Genomic DNA, 23,946 nt, shown 5'->3' with positions numbered 1-23,946 from the left:
AATACGGCATATAATTTATTATTAGTTGTTGACAAATAATATTATATGATATATAGTATTAATCAAGAAATAATATTATATATTACAGATAAGGAGTTGGTCGCATGGTATTTAATACAGGTGCCGCTCTCCTGGATGCCATTGTGCTGGCAGTCGTCTCCAGAGACCAGGACGGGACATATGGGTATAAGATCACCCAGGAAGTCCGGGAAGCCATTGACATATCGGAGTCAACGCTTTATCCGGTGCTCAGGAGGCTTCAAAAGGATGAGTGCCTGGAGGTCTATGACAAGGAATACGGGGGCAGGAATCGAAGATATTATAAAGTGACATCGAAGGGAGATGCCCAGCTCAATCTCTACAAAGGGGAATGGCGGCAGTATTCCAGCAAAATATCAATGATCCTTCAGGAGGTGTGAATATGAACAGGGCAGAATATATGAAGGAGCTGGCATATCTTTTACAGGACGTACCGGATGAGGAAAAGGAAGAAGCCCTTCAATACTATAAGGATTATTTTGACGATGCCGGGGTGGAAAACGAAGCGCAGGTGATCTCAGAGCTTGGCCGGCCGGAAAAGATAGCCGCGATCATCCGTGAGGGAGCAAGAAACGGGTACGAGAACCAGGACGCGGAGTATACGGAGGCCGGTTATCGGAATGAGCGTTACCGCAGTCCTCAGTATGAAGTGGTGCCGCCGGAGCGCTGTAGAAAAGACACGATAGAAGATAAAAACGACAGCCGGGAAGAAAGTTCTTGTTTTCAGAAAGAAGATTATCAGGATGCTTCTTATCGGCGCATGGAAGAAGAAACCGGCCAGAGCGAAGATACATGGCAGGAAAGCTCCCGGAAATATGAAAACGATACGCATCATCAGACCTTTGCGGAAGAAGGGCAGGACAGACGCCCGGTCAGACGCCGTTTCAGCCTGCTGATGTGGATTCTCGTGATATTAGGGTTTTTGATGATATCGCCGCTCCTGTTGGGAGGAGCCGGGGTGGTGTTTGGGATTGCCGTGACGATCGTCGTCGGTGTCGGAGGAGTGGCCCTGGCAGTGATTCTGATCGCAGTCGTGCTTCTTGTAGTAAGCGTGATTTTGATTGGTGTCGGGATTGCGAAACTTCTGATCTATCCAATCGCGGGAATCATGATATGCGGCGCGGGACTGGTGCTGTTGTCGATAGGAATGTTCTTTACATGGCTGTCCGTTCTGTTCTGCGGAAAAGCGGTGCCCGGCATCATCCATATGATCGGGAACTTTTTTAACTTTCTGTCGCGGAGACTGCGGAGAGGAGGTGCTGCCGCATGAAGCGTTTTACGAAAGTATGTCTGTGGATATGCGGGATCTCTTTTCTGGTCGGCATTCTCATGATGTCTGTCAGCTGGGCCATGGGATTCCGGGGATATCATCCGCACGATTTGTATGACTGGGAATTGGTGGAGAGGAATCAGGCTATAGAAGGCGACATCCGGAGCATCTGTCTCAAAGTGAAAGCGGGCAGCATTATTGTGGAAGAAGGCGATGCCTTTGCGATTACTGCATCGACGGCCGGAGAACATTTTAAGAGTACTGTGGAAAACGGCACCTGGACGCTGGAAGAGGAAGAAAAGCATCAGGAAGGAACGTCCGTTGGCGGATTCTATATCAACAATGGAGGAGTCTATCTGAAATCTTCCCTGGGTGAAGTCCATATCACGGTTCCGAGAGGAGTGCGTCTGGAGCATGTGGAGATAGACGTACAGGCCGGTGCGGTGGAGATTGACAGGATTTCCTGTGAGACGATGGATATCGATGTCCAGGCAGGAGCAGTGAATTTTGCAGCAGATGTGTCAAAGGAGATTTCCACGGAGTGTCAGGCCGGCGGCGTAAGCGGGTTTTTAGATGGGAAAGATGAAGATTTTAATCTGAGCATCGACTGCAATCTGGGAAGTGTTGTGGTGGGAACCTATGAGTGCGGAGGCGTGTTCAACCGAGATAATGTATCCTATGGCGCGGATAAGAAGATGACGATTTCCTGTGATGCAGGGAGCGTTGAGTTCGCTTTTTCAGAAAATTATTGAGTTTACGGCAAATTTGATATAGAATGGGCAGGAGGCCTGAATTAAGGTTATAGGAGGAATAGAGCATGGAACCAAAAAGATTATACCGTTCTGTAAGAGACAGGATGCTGCTTGGCGTATGCGGCGGCATTGGAGAGTATTTCGGCGTTGACGCTACGATCATTCGAGTGATCTGGGCGCTGTTTGGCTGTACGGGTGCCGGTATCCTGGCGTATTTGATAGCAGCTGTGATCATGCCGCAGAATCCAGAAAATTAGTGCGGGAAGGCCTGTATATTTTTTAAAAAAACGGCGATGCTCTAAGTAGCCCTGAAGGACAGGGGGAAAGGAGCATTGTTTTTATGGGAAAGAAAAAAGATAAGCCGATTGATTTGGAAAACCTGACGCCGGAGGAGAAATTAAAGCTGGAGATTGCCGATGAGATCGGAGTTTATCAGAAGGTAATAGATGGAGGCTGGAGATGTCTTTCCGCAAAAGAATCCGGGCGCATCGGCGGTCTGATGACAAAGAAAAAAAGAGAAATGAGTAAATCCTGAAACTTCTTAATCTTTTCTAAAATCCGAAGGGAGAGACTGGAAAGTTAGGAAAGAATATGGTACTATGGATACCGAGAGAACTGCCGGCAAGCCGGCGGGAGGGAGATGTCCATGAACATATTGTTTTTCCTGACTCCCAAAAGTGATGTGGAATTTGTATATGAAGATTATACTCTTCGGCAGACCATTGAAAAGATGGAGTACCACCGATTTTCCGAGGTGCCGGTCATCAGCCGGGACGGCAGATATGCAGGCACTATTACGGAGGGAGACTTGCTCTGGTATGTGAAGGAGGACTGGGACCTCAACATACGTGAGGCAGAGAATGTCCGCATTATGAACATCAGGCGGAAAAAGAAAACCGCAGCCGTGTCCGTAAATGCGAAGATGGAGGACCTGATGGAAAAGGTCATGAATCAGAATTTCGTTCCTGTGGTGGATGATAATGAAATTTTTATCGGCATCGTGAAACGGAAGGATATCATCCATTATTGTTATGAACATATGGTAAAATGTGAATAGTCTCCGAAGGACAGGGGATACGGGGATATTTCTCCGGCGGCGGAGCGGCATCAGAAATTGATGCCGCTCCGTTGTTTGCGCGGATAGGACCGGAAGAAAGAGCTATTGTCAAAAAGGCGTTTATCTGTTAACATTTTAGCGTCGATATACAAGGTATACCTTTAAATACCTTTCAAATAACCTTATTTTTATTAACCCGGGGAAACAGAAGGATGTCCGTTTCCATCCAGACGGGTCGCTGGCAGCCGTAACCAGCATCTCTGCGGCCTCCGGTCGGTCTTTTCCAACTGACATGGATAAATCGATATTTTTCCATGTCAGATTCCAACAAAAATCCGCATGATATGCGATTTTTGCCTCCCTGCGGCCGGGAGATCCTGCTAACGCCTCTGCAGCGCTCCCCTTACGATGGAATCGGAACATTCCTTCTGCTCCTCTTTCCGCACCGAAATAAGCATTCGTTTGTCCTGAAAGCCATTGAGGCGGCTCACCGCAGCGCAGAGGCCGGTGTTCTCCAGGAGGAGGGAGGCAGAAACGGAAAATCCGATTCCGTTTCTGAACGAACAGGAGACAGGAAATCATAAAGATTTCCTGTCGACATGTGAGCGGTACTGCCGGAACGGAGATAAAGCGGCCTCTGCATCGCCAGCGAACCGAAATCGTGACGGTCCGGAACTTCTGCCGGTACTGAATTGGAGCTGACTAAAAATGATTCCAAAAAGTGTTTTGTATCATAGTTGAGTAAATCCGGCCATATTTGGTCGACTGTATTGCAATGAGAACGGAAATGGGGTAGAGTCATGAAAAAGAAAAGAGAAGAGATTCCGGGAAGAGATGCATTCCGCAGCAGGATGGGTTTTATTGTAGCATGTGTCGGATCAGCAGTGGGAATGGGAAATATCTGGATGTTTCCATACCGGACGGGGAAATTCGGCGGAGCAGCTTTTCTGATCCCGTATTTTATTTTTGTGGTGTTATTGGGTTTTTCCGGTGTGATCGGCGAAATGGCCTTCGGCCGTTCCATGGGGACAGGCCCTGCCGGGGCCTTTGAAAAGGCCATGAAGCTGCGGGGAAAGAAGGGAGGAAAGCTGATTGGCCTGATTCCCGTGATCGGTTCCCTGGGAATCGCCATTGGATATTCGGTGGTAGTGGGCTGGTTTATAAAATATCTGTGCGGAGCTGTGGCTGGAAACCTGGGGAAGGTTGGGGATATGGGAGCCTATTTTGGCGCTCTTGCCGGAAATTTCGGCAGCATCGGCTGGCATATGCTGGGGCTTGCCATTACCTTTGCCATCATGCTGTTTGGCGTATCCAGAGGAATTGAAAAAATGAACAAGATTATGATGCCGGCCTTCTTTGTGTTTTTTGTGGTCCTTCTTGTTCGAGTCTTTACACTCAAAGGCGCTTCGGAAGGCTACCGCTATTTGTTCATTCCGAGATGGGAATCACTGGCGGATGTGAAGACCTGGGTCTATGCTCTGGGACAGGCCTTTTTCTCTCTGTCCCTGGCAGGCTCGGGGACCATAGTGTATGGCAGCTATCTGAAAAAGGATGTGGACGTGGTGAGCTGCGGCAGGAATGTGGCGATATTTGATACCTGTGCTGCGCTTCTGGCGGGAATGGTGGTGATTCCGGCAGTTTTTGCCTTTGGGCTGGACGTTTCTGCCGGACCGCCGCTCATGTTCATTACTTTGCCTGCCGTATTTCAGAAGATGCCCTTTGGATGGCTGTTTTCTGTGATCTTTTTTGTGGCAGTGCTGTTCGCAGCCATAACTTCTCTTATGAACCTGTTTGAAACTCCCATCGAAGCTCTTCAGGAGCAATTCCGGATGTCTAGGAAGATGGCGGTGGGAATTGTGGCTTTCGTGGCTGCCGCGGTGGGAATCTTCATCGAGAGCGCCGATGCTGTGAGCAAGTGGATGGACGTGGTGTCCATCTACATTATCCCTCTTGGCGCTCTGCTGGCGGCGGTGATGTTTTTCTGGGTATGCCCAAAGGGATACGCAAGAGAACAGGTGCAGCTCGGAAGGAAGAAAAAGCTGGGCAGCTGGTTTGAACCGGTGACCAAGTATCTCTTTGTGGGACTGACGCTTGTGGTATATGTCCTGGGAATTTTGTTCGGAGGGATCGGCTGAATAGAACTCCGCCGTTATGTTGACTTTTTTTGACGGAGATGGTAAGATGATACCGCATCGGTTTTGGGCCGGTGCGGTAGTTTTTCCATACGGATATGGTGGAATTGGCAGACACGCAGGATTTAGGTTCCTGTGCTGAAAGGCGTGTGGGTTCGAGTCCCATTATCCGTATGAAGCTAAAAGCTGCATTTTGAGAAATCACGATGCAGCTTTTTCTTATGACTTGAAAATGAGACATCGAAAAGTGACTTGTGATACTAAATACTTTTTGGAATCAACCTTGGAAATCCACGTTCCGGCAGTACCGCTCACAGTCGACAGGAAATCTTTATGATTTCCCGTCTTCCGTTTCTGCCTTCCTCCTGCCTCCTCTGATTCGTTAAGATGAGTTTGTTTGAAGGGTATTCAAAGGTGTACCATAAAACGAGGCTCAAATTTGGAACTCAAAATTGAGATAATCCAAATAAGGGCCTTTTTTCTCTGTAAATTTCCGCAGCTTTTTAAAAAAGCTTCTTGACATAACCGAAAATTGGTGACATAATGACATATAGATGACCGGTCATAATGAATGCTGAAAGGAGCAAAACATGGGACAAAGATCAATTAAAGGCAGTTCAGAGCTTGCTAAATGTATCAGACTCAGGCGGAATGAACTAAATCTTACGATTGAAGAGGCCGCGTCTAAAGCGGGGGTTGGAACAAAGACATGGAGCCGCTATGAATCCGGAGAATCTATAAGAAAGGACAAATGTATAGGAATCTGCAAAGCGTTAAATTGGCATGCCCTACCGGATGGAGAGGATAATGATACAAGTGACACATTAAATATGGATGAATATAAAAAGCGGGAAATATGGTCGTCATATCTGGAGAATACGTTTGGTGAACTTGCGGCCGCGTCCTTTGTCATTGGCAGCGATATTTTGCTGGACCATTTACATGAGGATATGGAAGCACTTTCTTCCATGCCCAAGGGGTCGCATATTGGCGAAATAGGCGCTTCATGGCTGGAATCCTTATTGCCTCCGCAGTTTCTTATGCGCTATGATTATGATTTCTTGTATGTTCTGCATGCTGCAGTTGTTCAATTACAGGCAATTGCTCACGCTGGCAATCAAATGACAGCTCATAGTGTAATGGAAGAACTGGCACTATATCTGGTTGTGGAAGAATCACGTTTCCTGATAGAAAGTATGGAGCCGGATGATGACGAAATAGACTACGACAGTTGGGACGAATGGATATTTGACTTATTTGATGATATGGATCTGATTACCTTTTTATATTCCGATCTATATGTCACGGGTAACAATACTTATCATTTTGACCATTGGACAGAGAGACAGTTTTATTGTCAATAGTTTAAGAAACGAGGATGCACATGGAATCTGATTTTATAAACATAACTGCAGAGAACCTTGCCGATGAGCATTTATGCTGCATCATCCGCAGCAAAAAGCCGCATCAAGGTATCGAAGCAAAGAAGAAATGGCTTTCAGAACGGCTGAAGGAAGGCCATGTTTTTAGAAAGTTAAATGAAAAGGCTGTCGTTTTTATTGAATATGCTCCTCTTGAAACGGCATGGGTTCCCATAATAGGCGGCAATTATTATTATCTGTACTGCTTATGGGTCTCCGGCAGCCATAAAAGAAAGGGATACGGGAAATCTCTGATGGAATATTGTTTGGCGGATGCCAAAAGAAAAGGCAAATCCGGAGTCTGTATGCTCGGAGCACAAAAACAGAAGGCCTGGCTGTCCGACCAAGCGTTTGCGAAGAAGTTTGGCTTTAAGGTTGTCGATACCACTGACTATGGATATGATCTGCTGGCGCTTTCTTTTGACGGAACACTGCCGAATTTCACACAGCGTGTTAAAAATCCGGAGATTGAAAATAAAGAGCTGACGATTTACCATGATATGCAATGCCCCTATATCTGTCAGAACGTGGAGAGAGTAAAAAAATATTGTGAACAAAACGGCGTCCCCGTGTCCTTTATACAGGTGGATACTCTGCAGAAAGCAAAGGAACTGCCCTGTGTTTTCAATAACTGGAGTGTGTTTTATAAAGGAAAGTTTGAGACGGTGAATTTATTAGACGCCGCCAGTTTGAGCAGAATACTCAAAAAGTGAGGAGCAGGTTCCTGGCTTTATTGAAACGGTTTCCTGAATATGATAAACTTGTGGCACAGTAATGAAGTGCGTATGGGGTGGGAGAGAATGGAAAACAACAGGACAAATGAGCCGATTTACATGAAGGTATACCGGGGACTGAAAGCGGAGATTCAAAAGGGAACGTATCCAGTCAACAGCTTTCTTCCAAAGGAGAGCGAACTGGAAGGAATATATGGCGTGAGCAGGACCACGGTCCGGAAGGCAGTGAAGATGCTCAGCCAGGAGAACATCCTGGAAGTGCGGCAGGGCTGCGGCACAAAGGTCTGTGATCATAAGGCGACGCAGGATTACAACAAGGTGACCTCGGTTACAGAATCTCTGAGAAAAAAGGGCTATGCAGTATCTACGGGAAGTATGATGATCGATATTGTGGATGCTGTGGGGGAAACGGCGGAGGAATTGGAGATATCCAGCGGGACGAAGCTCGCGCGGGTGCAGCGCCTGCAGCTGGCGGACGATAATCCTGTGACGATCATGGAAAATTATATTCCATATTCTTTCGTTCCAGGTATAGAAAAATATCAAGACAAGTTTGTGGCCCTTTACCAGTTTCTGGAGGAAACCTATGGAATCGCCATTGACAGCACGAAGGACAGGATATCCGCGGCATCGGCCACCTTTATGGAGGCTCAGATTCTGGGCATTAAGCCGAGAGACGCTCTTTTAGTGGTGCGCCGGGTCTGCTATCATGAGGACAGGCCCATATGTATGGATTATGTAAGAATCATAGGCAGCTGGTATGAGGTCGAAATTCACGGGCATGGGAGAAGCAAATAGAATGGAAAACAGGAGTACAGAAGCACAGAGGCTGGCCAGACATATTGATATCAGCTGTGTCCAGGCACTTCATACCAGGGATGAGATCAACAGGATGATTGAGGCGGCCAGGAAATACCGCTTCATTTGTGTGTTTACGCTTCCGGCATTCAGCGGTTATGTGGCGGAAAAGCTGCGGGATGAGCCGGATATCCGTACGGGAGGCGTCATCAGCTTTCCGGGGGGCGGCGACACGGTGGCTCAGAAGGGGAGACAAGCCAGAGAACTCCGGGAGATGGGCTGCGGAGAAATGGACATGGTCATGAATCTGACGGCATTCCGGAGTGGTGAATATGCCTGGACAACGGAAGAGATCATGGCTGTGATCGAGAATGCTTCCGGAATACCGGTGAAGGTGATCATCGAAGCTCCCCGTCTGACGGAGCAGGAGATCCGCCGGGCGGTGGATCTGTGCGTGGAAGCCGGAGCCGATTATGTAAAGACGAGCACAGGCTGGTATGCGGAGAAGACGAAGCTGGAGCATATAAAGATCATGGCCTCTCAGGCGAGGGGAAGGATCAAACTGAAGGCGGCGGGCGGAATCCGTACATCCGGCACGATTTTTGCCATGGAACAAGAAGGCTGCAGCCGTTTCGGGCTGGGACTTGATTCGGCACTTTCCGTTATGGAAGAGCTGAACGGAGGGCTTCTGGCAAAAGGTACAGATAAAGTCCTATAATTTTGGTAAAAATGCCAAAAGGTTATTGATTGATTACATAATCTATTGATGATATACTTAGAACATCTTTTGAAATTGAAGGATGGAAAGGAGATATAGAACATGAAAGGTTATGCAATGTTAAAGATTGGTGAATCGGGATGGATTGAAAAAGAAAGACCGAAATGCGGACCGATGGACGCAATCTGTAAGCCCCTGGCAATTGCCATTTGTACCTCAGACGTACATACGCTTTGGGAGGGCGCTATCGGAGACCGACATAATATGATCCTCGGCCATGAAGGCTGCGCAGAGATAGTAGAGGTAGGAGAGCTTGTCAAGGATTTTAAGCCGGGAGACCGTGTCCTGGTTCCTGCTATCACTCCCGACTGGAACTCATTGGAGGCCCAGGCAGGATATTCCATGCATTCTGGGGGCATGCTGGCAGGCTGGAAGTTTTCCAACTTCAAAGACGGCGTGTTTTCCGAGTTTTTCCATGTAAACGATGCGGATGGAAACCTGGCTCTGCTTCCGGACAATATCAATACAGTGGACGCGTGTATGCTTTCTGATATGGTTCCCACCGGATTTCACGGTGTCGAGCTGGCAGACGTACAGTTTGGAGATACCGTTCTGGTGATCGGAATCGGTCCTGTAGGCCTGATGTCCGTAGCGGGAGCGAACCTTCGCGGAGCTGCCAGGATTATCGCGGTCGGCACCAGGCCCGTTTGTGTGGAAGCGGCCAGGGGATATGGAGCGACAGATTTTGTCAGCTATAAAAACGGCCCGATTGCGGAGCAGGTGCTTAAGATGACCGGCGGCAAAGGAGTGGACAAGGTCGTGATCGCGGGAGGCAGTGTGAAGACCTTCTCAGAAGCGGTCAAGTGCCTGAAACCCGGCGGAAAGATTGGTAATGTCAATTACCTGGGTTCCGGTGAAGTGATCGATATCCCCCGTGTTGAATGGGGTGTGGGAATGGGCCACAAACAGATCAACGGCGGACTGATGCCGGGCGGACGCCTGCGTATGGAAAAGCTGGGAGCGCTGGTATCATCTGGAAAGCTGGATCTTTCACCGCTGAGCACCCATGTGTTTGAGGGCTGGGAGCATGTGGAAGAGGCGCTGTTCCTGATGAGAGACAAGCCTGCTGATCTGATCAAGCCGGTCGTAAAAATCGAAGACTGATGAACAATGGCCCAGTGCACTGCATTGGGCCATATGTTTCTCCAGGGAGAGGCACTGTCTCTTTCAGGTTTAGGAAATAAAAGAAAAGGTAAGGGAATCAGCTCATGAAGATACTTGTAATATCCGGCTTTCTGGGGGCGGGGAAGACCACTTTTATCAAAGCATTGGCAAGGCATACGGGGAAGGATTTTGCGATTCTGGAAAATGAATACGGTTCTGTTGGAGTGGACGGCGATACGCTCAAAGACAGTATGGATGCGGGAAAGGTCAACATTTGGGAGATGGCGGAAGGGTGTATCTGCTGTTCCATGAAGGGGGACTTTACAGCATCTGTCCTGACGATTGCCAATACAGTGGATCCAGAATATCTGGTGATCGAGCCGACAGGGGTGGGTATGCTGAGCAATATCATACGGAGCCTCCAGGAAATCGAATATGAAAGGATTTCACTGCTGGCACCGGTCACCATAGTGGATGGGCACAGCTATGAGCGTTACTGCCGGGAGTTCCCGGAGCTTTACAGGGATCAGATTGCATCAGCCCGTACTGTAGCCGTGTCCAAGATGGAACAGGCAGATGAGAAAGAAAGAGAGGCCTTGGGAAAGAAGCTGTCAGACTGGAACCCGGACGGTCTGGTGGTCACGGAGCATTACAGCGCCATGGGCCCGGATTGGTGGAACGGTCTGCTGGAGCTGAGCTATGACGGACAGGTTCTTGAGAATACGGGAGCGGACGCGGAGGGAATGCCGGATACATTTTCTCTCAGCAGCGTTTCTCTGGAAAGTCCGGAAAGGCTGATCCTATTAATGGAACAGATTATCTATGGGCAGTTTGGGGACATTTTCCGGGCTAAAGGACACCTGCGGGCCGGCGGCCGGATGTTTCAATTCGATGTGGCGGACGGCCAGTATTCGGTAATGGATATTGACACGGATCAGGAAGGGAAAGCTGTATTTATCGGCAATGGCATCAGACGGCAGAAGCTGCGCCGGGTTTTTTTCAGAAGGAGAGGAAAGGGTGCTCCTGTGAAGGCGCGCGCGGAGGTCTCAAGAAGTTAGGATGGCATAAATATCGTCTTTTGGGAAATAATAGGATAAGAATATTTTTCCGATGGAGGGCGATATGAAAAAATACCGGATAGCTTTGGCTGTTTCTGCCGTGCTGGTCTTACTAAGTGGATGCGGCAGCAGCAAAAAAGAATTGGACGCGTATATGGGTGAGCAGGATGAGATCATGGAAGAGATGATGGAAAAGATGGACGATGTGGAGCCTTCCGGCTCTGCAGCCGCTGCATTTTTGAATCAGATGATACCTCATCATCAGTCCGCCGTTAAAATGTCTCAGAGCTATCTGCAGCATGCGGGAGAAAAAGGCAAGTTCAAAGAGCTGGCGGAACAGATCATCAGCACTCAGGAAGATGAGATAAAACAGATGAGTGAAATGGCCGCAAGAATCATGGACGAAGGAATGGCAGATGAAGAGCAGGAGGCTCTCTATCTGGAAGAATACGAAAAAATGATGAAAAGCCACCATTCGGCTCATGATTCTCAGGCAAAAAGTCTGGACAGGGCTTTTGCGGAAGGGATGTCGATGCATCACCAGATGGCGGTGGATATGTCGAAAGCCGTTCTGAACCATACTGATGAGGAAGAAGTGATCCTGCTGGCCAATGTTATCATCGCCCAGCAGGAAAAAGAGATACAGCAGATGGAACAAGAGGATGGCGGACACGCCCATTGATAAAAGCCGGAGGATGGAGGCCCTCCGGCTTTTTGGTCAGACAGCCGGCTGGACGAACGCCTGGCTTAAATCCTCCAGGATATCGTCGATATGCTCGGTGCCTATGGACAGGCGGATCGTATTCGGACGGATTCCCTGATCCAAAAGCTCTTCTTCTGTGAGCTGGGAATGTGTGGTGGAGGCCGGATGAATCACCAGGGATTTTACGTCGGCTACGTTTGCAAGCAAAGAGAAGATCTCCAGGCGGTCAATGAAATCCTGCGCTTCTTTGGCTCCCCCCTTGATCTCAAAGGTAAAAATGGAAGCTCCACCGTGGGGAAAGTACTTTTGATATAAGGCGTGGTGGGGATGATCGGGAAGAGACGGGTGGCTGACCTTTTCCACCTGCGGATGCCTGGAGAGAAAATCCACGACCTTAAGCGTGTTTGATACGTGACGTTCCACACGGAGAGAAAGCGTCTCCAGACCCTGAAGAAATAAAAAGGCATGGAGCGGAGCCAGAGTCGCGCCGGTATCTCTTAAGAGGATCGCTCGAATCTTAGTCACGAACGCTGCTTTTCCGGCCGCCTTTGTAAAGCTGATTCCATGATAGCTGGGGTTGGGTTCGGTGAGAGAGGGGAACTTGCCGCTGGCTTCCCAGTCGAACTTGCCGCTGTCGACGATTACGCCGCCTATGGCCGTACCATGGCCTCCTATGAATTTTGTGGCAGAATGGACTACGATATCCGCGCCGTATTCAAAGGGACGCACAAGAAAAGGAGTCGCGAAGGTGGAATCCACGACCAATGGGATCTTATGCTTGTGGGCCACAGCGGCCACGGCTTCGATATCGATTAGAGTAGCGTTGGGATTGCCGATCGTCTCAATGAATACGGCCTTTGTACGTTCGTTTATGGCATCCTCAAAAGCGTCCTTTTTATCTGCGTCCACGAAAACGGCTGTGATTCCGTATTGAGGAAGCGTATGCTCCAGCAGATTGTAAGTTCCGCCATATATGGTTTTGGCGGATACGATATTATCCCCGGCCTGGGCCAGATTTAAAAAGGTATAAGTAATGGCCGCGGCTCCGGAGGCTACGCCCAGCGCGGCAGTGCCTCCTTCCAGCGCTGCCATGCGTCGTTCGAATACATCGACGGTGGAATTCGTCAGCCTGCCGTAGATATTGCCCGCGTCGGTGAGAGCGAAACGGGCCGCCGCATGGGCGGAATCCTTAAATACATAGGATGTGGTCTGGTAAATGGGGACGGCCCTTGCGTCTGTAGCGGAGTCGGGGGTTTCTTGGCCTGCATGCAGCTGGATTGTTTCAAATCTGTAGGAATGTTTGTTCATAGTGAGCACCTCTTCAGCTTTCATTTCTATTCTCTGTCTTATGGACATGAAGCATATCAAATACATATAACCTATGGGTTTGATATGTTTTACATATTACATAAGTATTTTTTCTTTGTCAAGTAAAATTATCCAGAAAAGTAAAAAAACACTTTTTTAAAATTAGGATTGACAGAACAAATCCATAGTGCTATTATGAAATACATAAAACCTATTAAACTCATAGGTTTAATAAGATAAAAGAAAAAGGAAGTGCTGTGAGATAGTCTGAAAAGATTTCATAAAGGTACGAAAAACTGGAAGAATATCATAATAGAAATAATCAGGAGGTATGAAGAATGAGGACATTTGAAAGGATTACAGATTTGATCGGCGGAACGCCTCTTCTGGAGCTTAAGAATTATGAAAAGGAGCATGGGCTTTCGGCCACGATCCTCGCCAAGCTGGAATATTTCAATCCGGCAGGAAGCGTAAAGGACAGGATAGCGAGAGCCATGATCGATGATGCGGAAGCAAAGGGCCTCTTAAAGCCGGGTTCGGTGATCATTGAACCAACCAGCGGCAATACGGGAATCGGTCTTTCCGCAGTAGCAGCATCCAGAGGCTACAGAGTCATTCTCACGATGCCGGACACCATGAGTATAGAACGCCGCAGTCTGTTAAAGGCATACGGCGCGGAGCTGGTATTGACGGAAGGTGTAAAAGGGATGAAGGGAGCCATTGCCAAAGCTGAGGAGCTGGCGGATGAAATAGAAGGAAGCTTTATTCCCAGCCAGTTTTCCAACGGAGCAAATCCTGAGGCTCATCGGCAGACGACAGGACCGGAAATCTGGGCGGACACAGACGGCAGAGTAGATATTTTTGTGGCAGGCGTCGGTACCGGCGGGACCGTGACAGGCGTTGGAGAATATCTGAAATCGAAAAATCCGGATATCAAGGTCGTTGCCGTTGAGCCGGCTGGTTCTCCCGTTTTATCCAAGGGAACTGCGGGTCCTCATAAAATACAGGGTATCGGTGCGGGCTTTGTACCGGATACTCTGAACACAGAAATATATGATGAGATCATTCTGGTGGAGAATGAAGAAGCCTTTGAAGCGGGCAGGAGCCTTGCGAGAAAGGAAGGAGTGCTTGTGGGCATTTCTTCCGGAGCGGCCGTATCGGCAGCCGCGGTACTGGCAGGACGTCCGGAAAACGCGGGCAAGATCATTGTGGCGCTGCTTCCGGATACAGGAGAACGGTATCTTTCTACTCCAATGTTTTCTGAATAGTAAAAAGCCCGGTGCTATATTATATAATCATTGCTGTAGTGTTCTTTCTGCCGGTCTAAAAGGTCCTGCAGGGTGATGCTGTCCAGATATTCATTTATCACCTGGTTAAGCCCCTGCCACACGGAAAGAGTGGCACATTCGTCGCAGCGGCTGCACTGATTTGGCTCATGGTCCAGACAGGCGACGGGAGAGAGACTTCCCTCCGTAAGGCGCAGGATATCTCCCACTGTATATTTATCGGGGGATTTTGCCAGCCGGTATCCTCCCTGGAACCCGCGGCTTGCCTGGAGAAGACCGGACTGATTCAGGATTGGTATGATCTGTTCCAGGTATTTTTTAGAGATTCCCTGACGGGCGGCGATATCTTTGAGCGCGGTGTATCCGTCATTTTGGCGCTGGGCGAGGTCCAGAAGCATACGAAGGGCGTAGCGGCCCTTGGTTGATATTTTCATTTTTACACCTCCCAATATAATTACTATAATAACATATATATAGTAGGCTTTCAAGCCGGCGCTTTTTCTCCGGCCGTAAAGAAAAGGAAAAAGCAGAAGCAAGGCGTCTGTATGGACAGATCGGCCTTTCTTCTGCTTTTTTGTCGGGCAGTATTGTGCTGATCGTTATTTGGCCCGAAATTTTTGCATGCTCCGATGCTTAGCGCACAGTTTCTTTATATGCGATCAGAACAATCTTTTCTTTGGTTTCCTTCTCCAGTTCTTTTTCCAGAGTTTTGATTTTATCCAGGGTATTTGCTGAAACATCAGCTACATTGTACTCCTTGCTGTTTTCCATCGTTATCACCTCAGACTTAGTATACCTGGAACGGCGGTTTTCATACGGGAAGCAGATTTTTCAAGTTCAGACAGAACGTAATAAAATTCTAACAAATTTTTTATGGGAGGCGTGCTATAATATAAGAAATATAAGTTAAAGGAGGATACGCATATGAAGATGATAATGGCGATCATCCACCACGAGGATGAAATGGATACGGTAAGAAGTTTGAATGAGCAGAATTTTTTTGTGACAAAGCTGTCGACCACAGGCGGATTTTTGAAGGGAAAGAACACTACCATCATGATAGGTACGGAAGATGAACGAGTGGACGAGGCGGTAAACGTCATCCGGGAAAATGCCGGAAAACGGAGGGCCATACGCTATGACAATTCCGGAAACCTGACAGGAGGCTCTTATACTGGGATTAATATGCCGGTACCTTTAGAGGTAGAAGTGGGCGGCTGCACGATATTTGAATTCCCAATCGACCGGATCGAGAAATACTGACCAGCATAGAAAATGGATGAAACGGAGCGCTTGAGATGGATACGGTAGTGGGGATGCTGGCTCATGTGGACGCCGGAAAGACGACTCTTACAGAGGCTGTGCTCTATGAAGCGGGAATGATACGGAAAAGGGGAAGGGTGGATCACGGAGACGCCTTTTTGGACAGCAGCCGGATAGAGCGGGAGAGAGGAATTACAATCTTTTCCCGCCAGGCAGCATTTGACCTCGGCGGAAGGAGCTTCATTCTGCTGGATACTCCGGGACATGTGGATTTTGCCGGAGAGATGGAACGGGTTCTGGATATCCTGGATTACGGAATCCTGGTTGTGGACGGAAACGCCGGGATACAGGGGCATACAAAGACTATTTGGAGGCTCCTGGAAAAGAAGGGTCTTCCGGTGTTCCTGTTCATCAATAAGATGGACAGAGAAGGCATCGGAGAAAAAGCCATATTGAAACAGTTTCAGTCAGCCTTTGGAGCCGGGTTCATACCGGCTTCTTTGGCTGCGGCAGAGGACGGGCAGCTCCGGTTCTCAGAGGAGATGAAAGAGGAGATCGCGTCCCTTGAAGACGATGTGCTGGAAGAATATCTGGAAGGGAGGATATCAGAGTCCCGGTGGCCGGAAATCTTCCGGAGACAGATAAGAGAGCGGGTGGCATACCCGTGTCTGTTTGGCGCTGCGCTGTCCGGGGAGGGTGTGCCGGAGCTGCTGTCGTTCCTTGCAGCGTGTACAGACCAAAAGGCGGGATCCCCTGACTTTGGGGCAAGGGTATATAAGATCCTCCACGATGATCAGGGGAACCGGATCACATTTCTGCGGCTGACGGGCGGAAAGCTTCATGTGAAGGATATCATACGTTTTCGGGAAAAAGGAGAGGAGGAAAAGGTCGATCAGATCCGCCTCTACAGCGGAGACAAGTATCAGACCGTACAGGAAATCTGCGCCGGAACAGTGGCGGGGGTCACGGGACTCACAAAGACCCGGCCGGGGCAGGGACTGGGGGAGGAGGAGGACGCAGGCCCGTTCCTCCTGTGCCCTGTGATGGCGGTACAAGTGCTGGTCAAAGACGACACAGACAGTTTGACGGCGCTCAAATATCTTCGGATTTTAGAGGAAGAGGAACCGGGGCTAACCATACGGTATCAAAAAGAGACGGGAGAGATTCAGGCGTCTGTCATGGGGACCGTCCAGCTGGAGGTTCTGAAGGCGCTTATTATGGAACGGTTCCATATGGAAACAGAATTTGGGCCGTGCCGGGTCTTGTATCAGGAGACGATCGCTGCCCCGGTGATGGGATATGGCCATTATGAACCCCTGCGCCATTATGCGGAGGTTCACCTTCTGCTGCGGCCGGGAGAGCGGGGACAGGGAATCAGGGCTTTTTCAGACTGCAGTCAGGATGAACTGGACGGCAGCTATCAGCGTTTGATTCTTCATCATATTTTGGAAAAAGAACACAGAGGCATCCTGACGGGGGCGCCGCTCACCGATGTGGATATTGTCCTGAAAGCGGGACGGGCCCATCTGAAGCATACAGAGGGCGGTGATTTCCGGGAAGCGATATACCGGGCGGTGAGACAGGGACTGGAAAAGGCGGAGACCGTTCTTTTAGAACCCTGGTACCGCTTTGAGATTGAGGTGCCGGAAGGGTTGTCAGGTAAAGTGATGATGGATATTCAAAAGCGAAACGGAACATTCTTACCGCCGGTACCTGGTAATGGGAGAACGATCATACGGGGCAGGGGACCCGTGTCGGAGTTCATGGAATATCCTCTGGAGCTGGCTTCTTTGAGCAGAGGGGACGGGACTGCTTCGTTTCAGCCTGACGGATATGCGCCCTGCCACGATCAGGAGGAGGCGGCAGCAGCTTCGGGCTACGAAAAGGAACGGGATCTGGAAAATCCGTCCGGCTCTATATTCTGTTCTCACGGGGCGGGATATGAAGTAAAATGGTACGATGTGGACAGGATGCGGCATATAAAAGGATGAGGAAAAAGAAAGTGCAAAAGGCTTGTAAAAGGATGTCTTCGGTGATACAATCGGAATCGGTATAAGAAGAATGGTATGAAAAGCTTTTTAGACGGAACAGGGGAGAATACATGTTTTCAAAGAAGGATTTACGGAGGCTGCTGATACCACTGATCGTGGAGCAGTTCCTCGCAGTGCTGGTGGGAATGGTCGATGTGGTCATGGTGGCAGGGGTTGGAGAGGCCGCCGTGTCCGGCGTGTCTTTGGTGGACGCCATTAATCTGCTCCTAATACAGCTTTTGGGTGCAATGGCCACCGGAGGCGCAGTGGTGGCGGGCCAATACCTGGGCTGTAAAAATGAAGAGCGGGCCTGCCGGGCGGCGAATCAGCTTTTGCTTGTGACCACGGTGATCTCTGCGGCGATCATGATGATTGCCCTTGTGGGGAATCGGGTCATTTTAAGCGTCATATTCGGTAAGATCGACGCGGACGTCATGGCAGACGCCAGCCTGTATTTTTATATTACTTCTCTTTCTTTCCCTTTTCTGGCTATGTATAATTCCTGTGCGGCTCTTTACCGGGCCATGGGCAATTCCAAGGTATCGATGAAGACCTCTCTGGTCATGAACGGAATCAACATTGCAGGGAACGCCATAGGCGTATATGTGCTGCGCGTCGGCGTGGCCGGCGTGGCTGTGCCGACCCTGATCTCCCGTATGGTTGCCGCTGTCATCATGCTTGTTATCATACGGAATGAAAAAAATCAGGTACATGTGGACAAGCATCTCAGGCTGGGCTATGAACCAGACATGATCAGGCAGATTCTGAGGATAGGGATTCCCAGCGGCATGGAGAGCAGTATGTTCCAATTGGGAAAGATCATGGTCCAGAGCCTCGTGTCTTCTTTGGGAACTGTCGCAATAGCCGGTTTTGCAGTGGCCACAAATCTGGCCAGCATCGAATATCTGCCGGGACAGGCTATCGGACTGGGACTGGTAACAGTGGCGTCTCAGTGCGTGGGAGCCAAAGAATTCGGCCAGGTCAAGGAATATACTAAGAAGCTGGTGCTTTTGGATTATTCCATCCTGATTGGAATCATCGTTGTGATCGACTTGCTGCACAAGCCGATCATCGGTATTTATAATCTTTCCCCGGAAGCGGCAGCCATCGCTGCCGGCCTGATCGTATTTCATGGGTTTGCCATGTTGTTCTGGCCCCCGGCCTTTATCGTGCCCAATGCGCTGCGGGCGGCGTCAGATGTGACGTTTACCATGGTGATCGCCGTGGCCTCCATGTGGCTTTTCCGGATATGTCTCGCATACCTCATGGTAAAGGTATTCCATACGGGAGTCATTGGAATCTGGATAGCCATGAGCGTCGACTGGATCTTCCGGTTTGCAGTTTTCCTGTGGAGGATGATAAGCGGGAAATGGATCCGCCATGGCTCAGATGAACGGCTGAAACGAAAAACAGTATGATAAAGGCCCTGCCGCTATGTTTTTTCGGCAGGGCTTTGTTGCATCTGAAATAGGAATTCTTACTGTGCGGAAAGTGTTTTCCGGAACGCCCTGACGGATCCGGTGATATCTCCGGATTTCATGATGCCGGCTGCTATGGCCAGTCCGTCTGCTCCGAGAGAAAGGGGAAACCCGCAGTTTTCCGTTGTGATCCCGCCTATTGCTACGTCGGGAATGGATATGGATGCGAGAATCTGGCGGTAAGTGTCCGGTGAGATGGGCATGGCGTCGGATTTAGTCTCCGTCTGGAAAAAGGCGCCGCTGCCGATATAATCAGCTCCCATCAGCTCGGCTGATACTGCCTGGGATACGGTTTTGGCAGTTGCGCCAATGATAAGACCATCCCCCAAAACGCGCCTTGCTTCGTTCACAGGTACGTCATCGGTGCCCAGGTGCACTCCGTCGGCGTCAGACAAGAGGGCGATATCAATGCGGTCATTTACGATAAAAGGCGTTCCATATTTTCTGCAAAGGGCCTTCACGGTTTTGGCACGTTTCAGATATTCTGCGGAGGTCAGGCCTTTTTCTCTCAGCTGGAGCAGGTCGACGCCTGCGCTCAGCACTTCTTCGATGGGAGAAAGTCCGTTTCGGCAGTCCACGATCACGTAGAGTATCCCTCGTTCTTTTAAAAGTCTCATTTTGTTCTTCCTCCTGACTGATAGGTGAGGATTGACTGCAGATATCGTTTGAAACCGTCTGCTTCTGTCTGACTGAGAAAATCCAGCAGATGAAGCTTGGAGGAGCCATATCCCTTTAAGTCATCCACACGGGATTGAGCATAGCTGAAAAAGCTGAGTCCCGCGGCAGCGGCCAGGAAAAGGTCTTCTGTGAGTGCCGCAAAGCATCCGCACAGACAGCCTGCAGCGCATCCCGTCCCGACAATGGCATGGGAGAGCGGAGCAGGATGTGAAAGGATGATTCTCTGACCGCCGTCATCGAGGATACAGTCCTCTTTTCCCGTGACAGCCAGGATTCTTCCGGAAAACAGCGGATTGGCGGGGGGAGAGAGCTCCGGAGAACCGAAGCCGATGGAATCGACTCCCTGATGAGTGAGCTGTCCGGTACAGATGGTGTAAATCTCAGAAGCATTTCCTTTTACGATGCCTTTCCAGGGGAGAGAAAGAAGAGAACCGGCCAATTGAAGCCGGTATGCGGATGCGCCGGCTCCCACCGGATCCAGTACGACAGGAATCCTGTTCCGGGCGGCGGAGAGCAGAGATTCCCGGACAGCCGCTTCCTTTTCCCGCGAAGGCTGTCCCAGGTTGGCGACAAAGGCGCGTGAATGTTCTGTGATTTCGCCGGTCTCAAGAGAAGAACCGGCCATGACAGGCCTTGCGCCGGAAGCGGACATGGCATCTGCACAGAAGGCCGCGGAGACCTGATTGGGGATCACATGGACCAGAGGCTTTGTCTCTGGGAGGGCCTGCCAAAGTTCCAGGATTTTGGAAATCTGTTCATTCTCTGTCATGACGGGGACTCCATTCAATACGAAAACAATGGTCTACGGGACCGCGCCCATGTCCAAGCTCCAGACCGGCAGCCAGCGCGCCGGAAAGATAGGCTTTGGCTTCCCGGACGGCGCCGTCCAGCGAAAGGCCCAAGGCTAAGCCGGAAGCGATGGCGGAGGACAGCGTACAGCCGGTTCCATGGCTGTTTTTGGTATTTATCTGACGGCCGCGGAACCATATCTCTTCTCTGCCGTTCCAGAGCAGGTCATCGGCACAGCCGTCCAGATGCCCCCCCTTTAACAGGACAGGGTGGCCGGTGGCATCGCAGATTTTCCGCGCAGCACGGGGCATATCAGCTCCCGATGCTATGGCCAGGCCGGAGAGCGCTTCCCCCTCCGGAAGATTGGGCGTGCTTAAATCGGCCAGGGGCAGGAGAACGCGTATCAAGGTATCCATCGCGTCCGGCTCCATCAGCCGGTGCCCGCTGGTAGATACCATGACCGGATCCATGACGATATTCTGCGCGTGATATTCTGTCAGCTTTTCCGCGATCACTTGTATAGTTTCTTTACAGGAAACCATGCCGATCTTTATGGCATCGGGACGGATATCGGTAAAAATGGCGTCCAGCTGAGCGCTTACCAGGCCGGGGTCTAAGGTCTCCACGCGGGTGACGCCGGTGGTGTTCTGGACGGTGATCGCCGTGATGGCGGACATCCCATAGCATCCAAATGCTGTCATGGTCTTTAAGTCCGCTTGGATTCCGGCGCCTCCGCTGGGGTCAGAGCCGGCGATCGTCAATACTGTACTGCGTTTCATGATAAGGTGCCTCCTTTCAGGCTGTGCTGAAGATTTTCAAGCAGCCCCGATTTATAGAGAGCTCCGGTCAGGATAACGGCTATGCAGGTGCCCGCCAGGGAACTCAGGAAAAACGGCAGCACAAAAGCAAATACGGCCACGGTCTTTCCCATGAGAAAAGAAGCTACGGGAAAGCATAGAATCCCTCCCAGGATGCCTGTGCCGAAAAGCTCTCCCACATAAGCGAAAATGAGTTTTTTGCTCTTTTTGTACAGAAGGCCTGCCAGAAGGGCGCCCACCATACTTCCGGGGAAAGCCAGGAGGCTTCCCGTCCCCATCAGATTCCTGATGAGGGAAGAACAGAAAGCGGACGCCACCCCGTATGAGGGGCCGAGAAAAACGGCGCACAGGATATTCACCAGATGCTGGACCGGATAACACTTGGATGCGCCTATGGGAATATAGAATCCCGAAAGTGCGACGGTCAGGGCGACCAGCATGCCGCCGACGGCCAGTTTTTTAATATTGGGTTTCATGTTCATTTCCCTCTCATTCGTCATAAATGCTGACGATCTCTCCATCGAGGATACGGTTCATATTTTTGACAGCACAGAAATTACCGCACATGGAGCAGGTATCTTCTTTTTCCGGCTTGGCGGACGCACGGTAACGGCGGGCCTTTTCCGGATCGATTGACAATTCGAACATTTTCTCCCAATCCAGCTTTTTCCTGGCCGTGCTCATGGCATAGTCCCAGTCAGAGGCGCCTTTGACTCCCTTGGCGATGTCTGCGGCGTGGGCGGCTATCTTAGAAGCGATGATACCTTCCTTTACATCATCCACATCGGGAAGACGGAGATGCTCGGCCGGAGTCACATAGCAGAGGAATGCCGCGCCGTAGGCGGCGGCGATGGCCCCGCCGATGGCTGCGGTGATGTGATCATAACCGGGAGCGATATCCGTGACCAGCGGCCCGAGTACATAAAAAGGCGCGCCCTTACAAATGGTTTTCTGGATTCTCATATTGGCCTCTATCTGGTCAAGGGGCATGTGGCCGGGGCCCTCGATCATGACCTGGACATTTTTCTCCCAGGCTCTTCTGGTCAGCTCGCCGAGGGTGATGAGTTCTTCAATCTGGGAGATATCGGAAGCGTCTGCAATACAGCCGGGACGGCAGGCGTCCCCCAGACTCAGTGTTATGTCATATTGCTGGCAGATATCCAGGATTTCGTCGTAATGTTCGAAATAAGGGTTTTCATTTCCTGTCATTTCCATCCATGCGAAGATGATGGAGCCGCCGCGGGAGACAATATTAGTCAGGCGTTTGTTGTCTTTAAAACGGTCTGCGGTGTTTTTGTTGATGCCGCAGTGGATGGTCATGAAATCCACGCCGTCCTCAGCGTGCATTTTTACAATATCCAGCCATTCCCGTGAGGTGATTTCCTTGAGGGGTTTATGGTAATATACGACAGCGTCGTAAATGGGAACAGTGCCGATGATGGCCGGGCATTCATGAGTCAGCTTGCGGCGGAATTCCTGTGTCTTTCCGAAGGAGCTCAGATCCATGATGGCTTCCGCGCCCATTTTCACGGCGTCATTCACTTTTTCCAGCTCTTTGTTCAGATCCACACAATCCCTGGAAGTGCCGAGGTTTACGTTTATCTTAGTCTTTAACATGGAACCAATGGCGTTGGGCTCAATACAGGTGTGGAGCTTATTGGCGGGAATGATGACTTTTCCCTCAGCCATCAGCCGGAGAAGCTCCGGAATCTCCATTTGTTCTTTTTTGGAAACGAGTTCCATTTCTCTGGTAACGATGCCTTTTCTGGCGGCATCCATCTGTGTTGTGTAATTCATATCTATCCTCCTGATAAAAATGTCTGGCTGGTACTCCGGATGACGGACGCATTCCGGAAAAGAGCCGTAATTCAGCCGAAAAAAAGGGGCCTGCCCGTAAGGACAAGCCCCAGATATCATCATCCGGTGCGGGATGTCTTCCTACGACGGCATTATCCGTATCAGGTCATGGGTCGGAGCCATACTCCCTCTCAGCCTATTTCTAAGCTCCCCAGACAACTGACCAAAGGCCAGCTTAAATCCAGCTCGTATTCATTTATATGGCGATTATATGCTTTTTTCAATGGAAAGTCAACCCATTACGGAGCGTCTGTGGTCTCTAATGCTTCCGGGCTTTCGGAACCCTCGTTTATCAGTGAGCATATGTCGTGAGGGACATAATCGATTGCCAGCTGCGCTTCTTCAGGCATTTGATTGAACCGTTCCAGCCATTCCAGGGTCTCGTCGGAGAGCTTTGAGACCGGAAGGCCGCGGCCCATGTAAACTACGGTCTCTTCCTCCGCCTTTTCCGGATTCGGCGCTTTTCCCGGACCCGTACAGGAAGCCAAGAAGAAGGCTGTGAGGACAACGGATAAAAAAACAAGAAGCCGCCTTTTGAATTTATTGAACTTCATGGTTATTCGGTACATCGCATACTCCTTTCTTGATTCGGT

General features: G+C 50.0%; 28 protein-coding genes, 1 tRNA gene and 1 riboswitch. Of the genes, 20 read left to right on the top strand and 9 right to left on the bottom strand.

Annotated elements, in window-relative coordinates; all coding sequences use genetic code 11:
• The first annotated feature begins 104 nt into the window (after nucleotides 1-104).
• The 16 genes from LQE92_RS03475 to LQE92_RS03400 all read left to right on the top strand — a co-directional run bounded on the left by LQE92_RS03475 (nucleotide 105) and on the right by LQE92_RS03400 (nucleotide 11,825).
• Nucleotides 105-419, top strand: coding sequence for a PadR family transcriptional regulator (locus tag LQE92_RS03475; RefSeq protein WP_147597406.1), 315 nt, complete (start codon nucleotides 105-107; stop codon nucleotides 417-419).
• 2 nt (nucleotides 420-421) lie between these two features.
• A complete protein-coding gene (locus tag LQE92_RS03470; RefSeq protein WP_231061597.1) occupies nucleotides 422-1,309 on the top strand; it encodes a DUF1700 domain-containing protein in 888 nt (295 codons plus the stop codon).
• Nucleotides 1,306-2,061 (top strand): hypothetical protein, encoded by a 756-nt coding sequence (locus LQE92_RS03465; RefSeq protein WP_231061596.1) that lies wholly within the window; start codon nucleotides 1,306-1,308, stop codon nucleotides 2,059-2,061. The genes LQE92_RS03470 and LQE92_RS03465 overlap by 4 nt, the downstream gene beginning before the upstream one ends.
• Before the next feature lie 65 nt (nucleotides 2,062-2,126).
• Nucleotides 2,127-2,318: a PspC domain-containing protein gene (locus LQE92_RS03460; protein ID WP_231061595.1), complete on the top strand. Its 192-nt coding sequence runs from the start codon at nucleotides 2,127-2,129 to the stop codon at nucleotides 2,316-2,318.
• Nucleotides 2,319-2,401: 83 nt separating this feature from the next.
• The gene (locus LQE92_RS03455; RefSeq protein ID WP_231061594.1) at nucleotides 2,402-2,596 is read left to right on the top strand and encodes a small, acid-soluble spore protein, alpha/beta type; all 195 of its coding nucleotides are present in this window, start codon (nucleotides 2,402-2,404) and stop codon (nucleotides 2,594-2,596) included.
• Nucleotides 2,597-2,707: 111 nt separating this feature from the next.
• The gene (locus LQE92_RS03450; protein WP_231061593.1) at nucleotides 2,708-3,118 is read left to right on the top strand and encodes a CBS domain-containing protein; all 411 of its coding nucleotides are present in this window, start codon (nucleotides 2,708-2,710) and stop codon (nucleotides 3,116-3,118) included.
• 477 nt (nucleotides 3,119-3,595) lie between these two features.
• The gene (locus tag LQE92_RS03445; RefSeq protein ID WP_231061592.1) at nucleotides 3,596-3,820 is read left to right on the top strand and encodes a hypothetical protein; all 225 of its coding nucleotides are present in this window, start codon (nucleotides 3,596-3,598) and stop codon (nucleotides 3,818-3,820) included.
• A gap of 98 nt (nucleotides 3,821-3,918) precedes the next feature.
• On the top strand, nucleotides 3,919-5,253 hold the full coding sequence (locus LQE92_RS03440) for a sodium-dependent transporter (RefSeq protein WP_231061591.1): 1,335 nt from the start codon (nucleotides 3,919-3,921) through the stop codon (nucleotides 5,251-5,253).
• 89 nt (nucleotides 5,254-5,342) lie between these two features.
• Nucleotides 5,343-5,424, top strand: a tRNA-Leu gene (locus LQE92_RS03435).
• Between the two features lie 416 nt (nucleotides 5,425-5,840).
• A complete protein-coding gene (locus tag LQE92_RS03430; RefSeq protein WP_231061590.1) occupies nucleotides 5,841-6,614 on the top strand; it encodes a helix-turn-helix domain-containing protein in 774 nt (257 codons plus the stop codon).
• Nucleotides 6,615-6,634: 20 nt separating this feature from the next.
• Nucleotides 6,635-7,384, top strand: a complete 750-nt coding sequence (locus LQE92_RS03425; protein ID WP_231061589.1) for a GNAT family N-acetyltransferase — start codon at nucleotides 6,635-6,637, stop codon at nucleotides 7,382-7,384.
• A gap of 87 nt (nucleotides 7,385-7,471) precedes the next feature.
• On the top strand, nucleotides 7,472-8,203 hold the full coding sequence (locus tag LQE92_RS03420) for a GntR family transcriptional regulator (protein WP_231061588.1): 732 nt from the start codon (nucleotides 7,472-7,474) through the stop codon (nucleotides 8,201-8,203).
• Between the two features lies 1 nt (nucleotide 8,204).
• A complete protein-coding gene (gene deoC, locus LQE92_RS03415; protein ID WP_231061587.1) occupies nucleotides 8,205-8,921 on the top strand; it encodes a deoxyribose-phosphate aldolase in 717 nt (238 codons plus the stop codon).
• A gap of 102 nt (nucleotides 8,922-9,023) precedes the next feature.
• Entirely contained in the window at nucleotides 9,024-10,085 is a 1,062-nt protein-coding gene (locus LQE92_RS03410) for an NAD(P)-dependent alcohol dehydrogenase (RefSeq protein WP_231061586.1), read from the top strand.
• 104 nt (nucleotides 10,086-10,189) lie between these two features.
• Nucleotides 10,190-11,143 (top strand): CobW family GTP-binding protein, encoded by a 954-nt coding sequence (locus LQE92_RS03405; protein WP_231061585.1) that lies wholly within the window; start codon nucleotides 10,190-10,192, stop codon nucleotides 11,141-11,143.
• Nucleotides 11,144-11,207: 64 nt separating this feature from the next.
• On the top strand, nucleotides 11,208-11,825 hold the full coding sequence (locus LQE92_RS03400; RefSeq protein ID WP_231061584.1) for a DUF305 domain-containing protein: 618 nt from the start codon (nucleotides 11,208-11,210) through the stop codon (nucleotides 11,823-11,825).
• A gap of 36 nt (nucleotides 11,826-11,861) precedes the next feature.
• Here LQE92_RS03400 and LQE92_RS03395 read toward each other — a convergent pair whose 3' ends face one another.
• Nucleotides 11,862-13,154, bottom strand: coding sequence for an O-acetylhomoserine aminocarboxypropyltransferase/cysteine synthase family protein (locus tag LQE92_RS03395; RefSeq protein ID WP_231061583.1), 1,293 nt, complete (start codon nucleotides 13,152-13,154; stop codon nucleotides 11,862-11,864).
• A 338-nt stretch (nucleotides 13,155-13,492) separates the two neighbouring features.
• Between LQE92_RS03395 and cysK the strand changes: the two genes are divergently transcribed.
• The gene (gene cysK, locus LQE92_RS03390) at nucleotides 13,493-14,422 is read left to right on the top strand and encodes a cysteine synthase A (RefSeq protein ID WP_231061582.1); all 930 of its coding nucleotides are present in this window, start codon (nucleotides 13,493-13,495) and stop codon (nucleotides 14,420-14,422) included.
• A gap of 14 nt (nucleotides 14,423-14,436) precedes the next feature.
• On the opposite strand, the gene LQE92_RS03385 is transcribed toward cysK, so the two are convergent.
• Together LQE92_RS03385 and LQE92_RS03380 are read right to left on the bottom strand one after the other, a co-directional pair.
• Entirely contained in the window at nucleotides 14,437-14,874 is a 438-nt protein-coding gene (locus LQE92_RS03385) for an RrF2 family transcriptional regulator (RefSeq protein WP_231061581.1), read from the bottom strand.
• 199 nt (nucleotides 14,875-15,073) lie between these two features.
• Nucleotides 15,074-15,211 carry a hypothetical protein gene (locus tag LQE92_RS03380; RefSeq protein WP_231061580.1) on the bottom strand — a complete coding sequence of 46 codons (138 nt, stop codon included), beginning with the start codon at nucleotides 15,209-15,211 and terminating at the stop codon, nucleotides 15,074-15,076.
• 153 nt (nucleotides 15,212-15,364) lie between these two features.
• Here LQE92_RS03380 and LQE92_RS03375 point away from each other — a divergent pair, with 153 nt between their 5' ends.
• From LQE92_RS03375 to LQE92_RS03365, 3 genes are all read left to right on the top strand, one after another.
• Nucleotides 15,365-15,703: a cyclic-di-AMP receptor gene (locus LQE92_RS03375; RefSeq protein ID WP_231061579.1), complete on the top strand. Its 339-nt coding sequence runs from the start codon at nucleotides 15,365-15,367 to the stop codon at nucleotides 15,701-15,703.
• Nucleotides 15,704-15,738: 35 nt separating this feature from the next.
• Nucleotides 15,739-17,694, top strand: coding sequence for a GTP-binding protein (locus LQE92_RS03370; RefSeq protein ID WP_231061578.1), 1,956 nt, complete (start codon nucleotides 15,739-15,741; stop codon nucleotides 17,692-17,694).
• 110 nt (nucleotides 17,695-17,804) lie between these two features.
• On the top strand, nucleotides 17,805-19,151 hold the full coding sequence (locus LQE92_RS03365; protein ID WP_231061577.1) for an MATE family efflux transporter: 1,347 nt from the start codon (nucleotides 17,805-17,807) through the stop codon (nucleotides 19,149-19,151).
• A 59-nt stretch (nucleotides 19,152-19,210) separates the two neighbouring features.
• Here LQE92_RS03365 and thiE read toward each other — a convergent pair whose 3' ends face one another.
• The 6 genes from thiE to LQE92_RS03335 all read right to left on the bottom strand — a co-directional run bounded on the left by thiE (nucleotide 19,211) and on the right by LQE92_RS03335 (nucleotide 23,922).
• Nucleotides 19,211-19,828: a thiamine phosphate synthase gene (thiE, locus tag LQE92_RS03360; protein ID WP_231061576.1), complete on the bottom strand. Its 618-nt coding sequence runs from the start codon at nucleotides 19,826-19,828 to the stop codon at nucleotides 19,211-19,213.
• A complete protein-coding gene (locus LQE92_RS03355; RefSeq protein WP_231061575.1) occupies nucleotides 19,825-20,658 on the bottom strand; it encodes a hydroxyethylthiazole kinase in 834 nt (277 codons plus the stop codon). Before LQE92_RS03355 ends, thiE begins: the two co-directional genes overlap by 4 nt.
• On the bottom strand, nucleotides 20,645-21,457 hold the full coding sequence (gene thiD, locus LQE92_RS03350; protein WP_231061574.1) for a bifunctional hydroxymethylpyrimidine kinase/phosphomethylpyrimidine kinase: 813 nt from the start codon (nucleotides 21,455-21,457) through the stop codon (nucleotides 20,645-20,647). Before thiD ends, LQE92_RS03355 begins: the two co-directional genes overlap by 14 nt.
• Nucleotides 21,454-21,972 (bottom strand): energy coupling factor transporter S component ThiW, encoded by a 519-nt coding sequence (thiW, locus tag LQE92_RS03345; protein WP_231061573.1) that lies wholly within the window; start codon nucleotides 21,970-21,972, stop codon nucleotides 21,454-21,456. Before thiW ends, thiD begins: the two co-directional genes overlap by 4 nt.
• 13 nt (nucleotides 21,973-21,985) lie before the next feature.
• Nucleotides 21,986-23,293 (bottom strand): phosphomethylpyrimidine synthase ThiC, encoded by a 1,308-nt coding sequence (gene thiC / locus LQE92_RS03340; RefSeq protein ID WP_231061572.1) that lies wholly within the window; start codon nucleotides 23,291-23,293, stop codon nucleotides 21,986-21,988.
• Between the two features lie 121 nt (nucleotides 23,294-23,414).
• A riboswitch (TPP riboswitch) is annotated at nucleotides 23,415-23,517 on the bottom strand.
• Nucleotides 23,518-23,592: 75 nt separating this feature from the next.
• On the bottom strand, nucleotides 23,593-23,922 hold the full coding sequence (locus LQE92_RS03335) for a hypothetical protein (protein WP_231061571.1): 330 nt from the start codon (nucleotides 23,920-23,922) through the stop codon (nucleotides 23,593-23,595).
• Between the last annotated feature and the right edge of the window lie 24 nt (nucleotides 23,923-23,946).

The organism is Lientehia hominis (assembly GCF_021044755.1).
In the GTDB taxonomy this organism is placed as follows: domain Bacteria; phylum Bacillota; class Clostridia; order Lachnospirales; family Lachnospiraceae; genus Lientehia; species Lientehia hominis.
Note: the sequence above shows the minus strand (reverse complement) of the source record. Positions and strands in the feature narration are given on the sequence as shown.

Excerpts from the sequence above, each read along its gene's own strand:
- LQE92_RS03475 (WP_147597406.1), top strand. The coding sequence starts at position 105 with ATGGTATTTAATACAGGTGCCGCTCTCCTGGATGCCATTGTGCTGGCA.
- LQE92_RS03470 (WP_231061597.1), top strand. The coding sequence starts at position 422 with ATGAACAGGGCAGAATATATGAAGGAGCTGGCATATCTTTTACAGGAC.
- LQE92_RS03465 (WP_231061596.1), top strand. The coding sequence starts at position 1,306 with ATGAAGCGTTTTACGAAAGTATGTCTGTGGATATGCGGGATCTCTTTT.
- LQE92_RS03460 (WP_231061595.1), top strand. The coding sequence starts at position 2,127 with ATGGAACCAAAAAGATTATACCGTTCTGTAAGAGACAGGATGCTGCTT.
- LQE92_RS03455 (WP_231061594.1), top strand. The coding sequence starts at position 2,402 with ATGGGAAAGAAAAAAGATAAGCCGATTGATTTGGAAAACCTGACGCCG.
- LQE92_RS03450 (WP_231061593.1), top strand. The coding sequence starts at position 2,708 with ATGAACATATTGTTTTTCCTGACTCCCAAAAGTGATGTGGAATTTGTA.
- LQE92_RS03440 (WP_231061591.1), top strand. The coding sequence starts at position 3,919 with ATGAAAAAGAAAAGAGAAGAGATTCCGGGAAGAGATGCATTCCGCAGC.
- LQE92_RS03430 (WP_231061590.1), top strand. The coding sequence starts at position 5,841 with ATGGGACAAAGATCAATTAAAGGCAGTTCAGAGCTTGCTAAATGTATC.
- LQE92_RS03425 (WP_231061589.1), top strand. The coding sequence starts at position 6,635 with ATGGAATCTGATTTTATAAACATAACTGCAGAGAACCTTGCCGATGAG.
- LQE92_RS03420 (WP_231061588.1), top strand. The coding sequence starts at position 7,472 with ATGGAAAACAACAGGACAAATGAGCCGATTTACATGAAGGTATACCGG.
- deoC (WP_231061587.1), top strand. The coding sequence starts at position 8,205 with ATGGAAAACAGGAGTACAGAAGCACAGAGGCTGGCCAGACATATTGAT.
- LQE92_RS03410 (WP_231061586.1), top strand. The coding sequence starts at position 9,024 with ATGAAAGGTTATGCAATGTTAAAGATTGGTGAATCGGGATGGATTGAA.
- LQE92_RS03405 (WP_231061585.1), top strand. The coding sequence starts at position 10,190 with ATGAAGATACTTGTAATATCCGGCTTTCTGGGGGCGGGGAAGACCACT.
- LQE92_RS03400 (WP_231061584.1), top strand. The coding sequence starts at position 11,208 with ATGAAAAAATACCGGATAGCTTTGGCTGTTTCTGCCGTGCTGGTCTTA.
- LQE92_RS03395 (WP_231061583.1), bottom strand. The coding sequence starts at position 13,154 with ATGAACAAACATTCCTACAGATTTGAAACAATCCAGCTGCATGCAGGC.
- cysK (WP_231061582.1), top strand. The coding sequence starts at position 13,493 with ATGAGGACATTTGAAAGGATTACAGATTTGATCGGCGGAACGCCTCTT.
- LQE92_RS03385 (WP_231061581.1), bottom strand. The coding sequence starts at position 14,874 with ATGAAAATATCAACCAAGGGCCGCTACGCCCTTCGTATGCTTCTGGAC.
- LQE92_RS03380 (WP_231061580.1), bottom strand. The coding sequence starts at position 15,211 with ATGGAAAACAGCAAGGAGTACAATGTAGCTGATGTTTCAGCAAATACC.
- LQE92_RS03375 (WP_231061579.1), top strand. The coding sequence starts at position 15,365 with ATGAAGATGATAATGGCGATCATCCACCACGAGGATGAAATGGATACG.
- LQE92_RS03370 (WP_231061578.1), top strand. The coding sequence starts at position 15,739 with ATGGATACGGTAGTGGGGATGCTGGCTCATGTGGACGCCGGAAAGACG.
- LQE92_RS03365 (WP_231061577.1), top strand. The coding sequence starts at position 17,805 with ATGTTTTCAAAGAAGGATTTACGGAGGCTGCTGATACCACTGATCGTG.
- thiE (WP_231061576.1), bottom strand. The coding sequence starts at position 19,828 with ATGAGACTTTTAAAAGAACGAGGGATACTCTACGTGATCGTGGACTGC.
- LQE92_RS03355 (WP_231061575.1), bottom strand. The coding sequence starts at position 20,658 with ATGACAGAGAATGAACAGATTTCCAAAATCCTGGAACTTTGGCAGGCC.
- thiD (WP_231061574.1), bottom strand. The coding sequence starts at position 21,457 with ATGAAACGCAGTACAGTATTGACGATCGCCGGCTCTGACCCCAGCGGA.
- thiW (WP_231061573.1), bottom strand. The coding sequence starts at position 21,972 with ATGAAACCCAATATTAAAAAACTGGCCGTCGGCGGCATGCTGGTCGCC.
- thiC (WP_231061572.1), bottom strand. The coding sequence starts at position 23,293 with ATGAATTACACAACACAGATGGATGCCGCCAGAAAAGGCATCGTTACC.
- LQE92_RS03335 (WP_231061571.1), bottom strand. The coding sequence starts at position 23,922 with ATGTACCGAATAACCATGAAGTTCAATAAATTCAAAAGGCGGCTTCTT.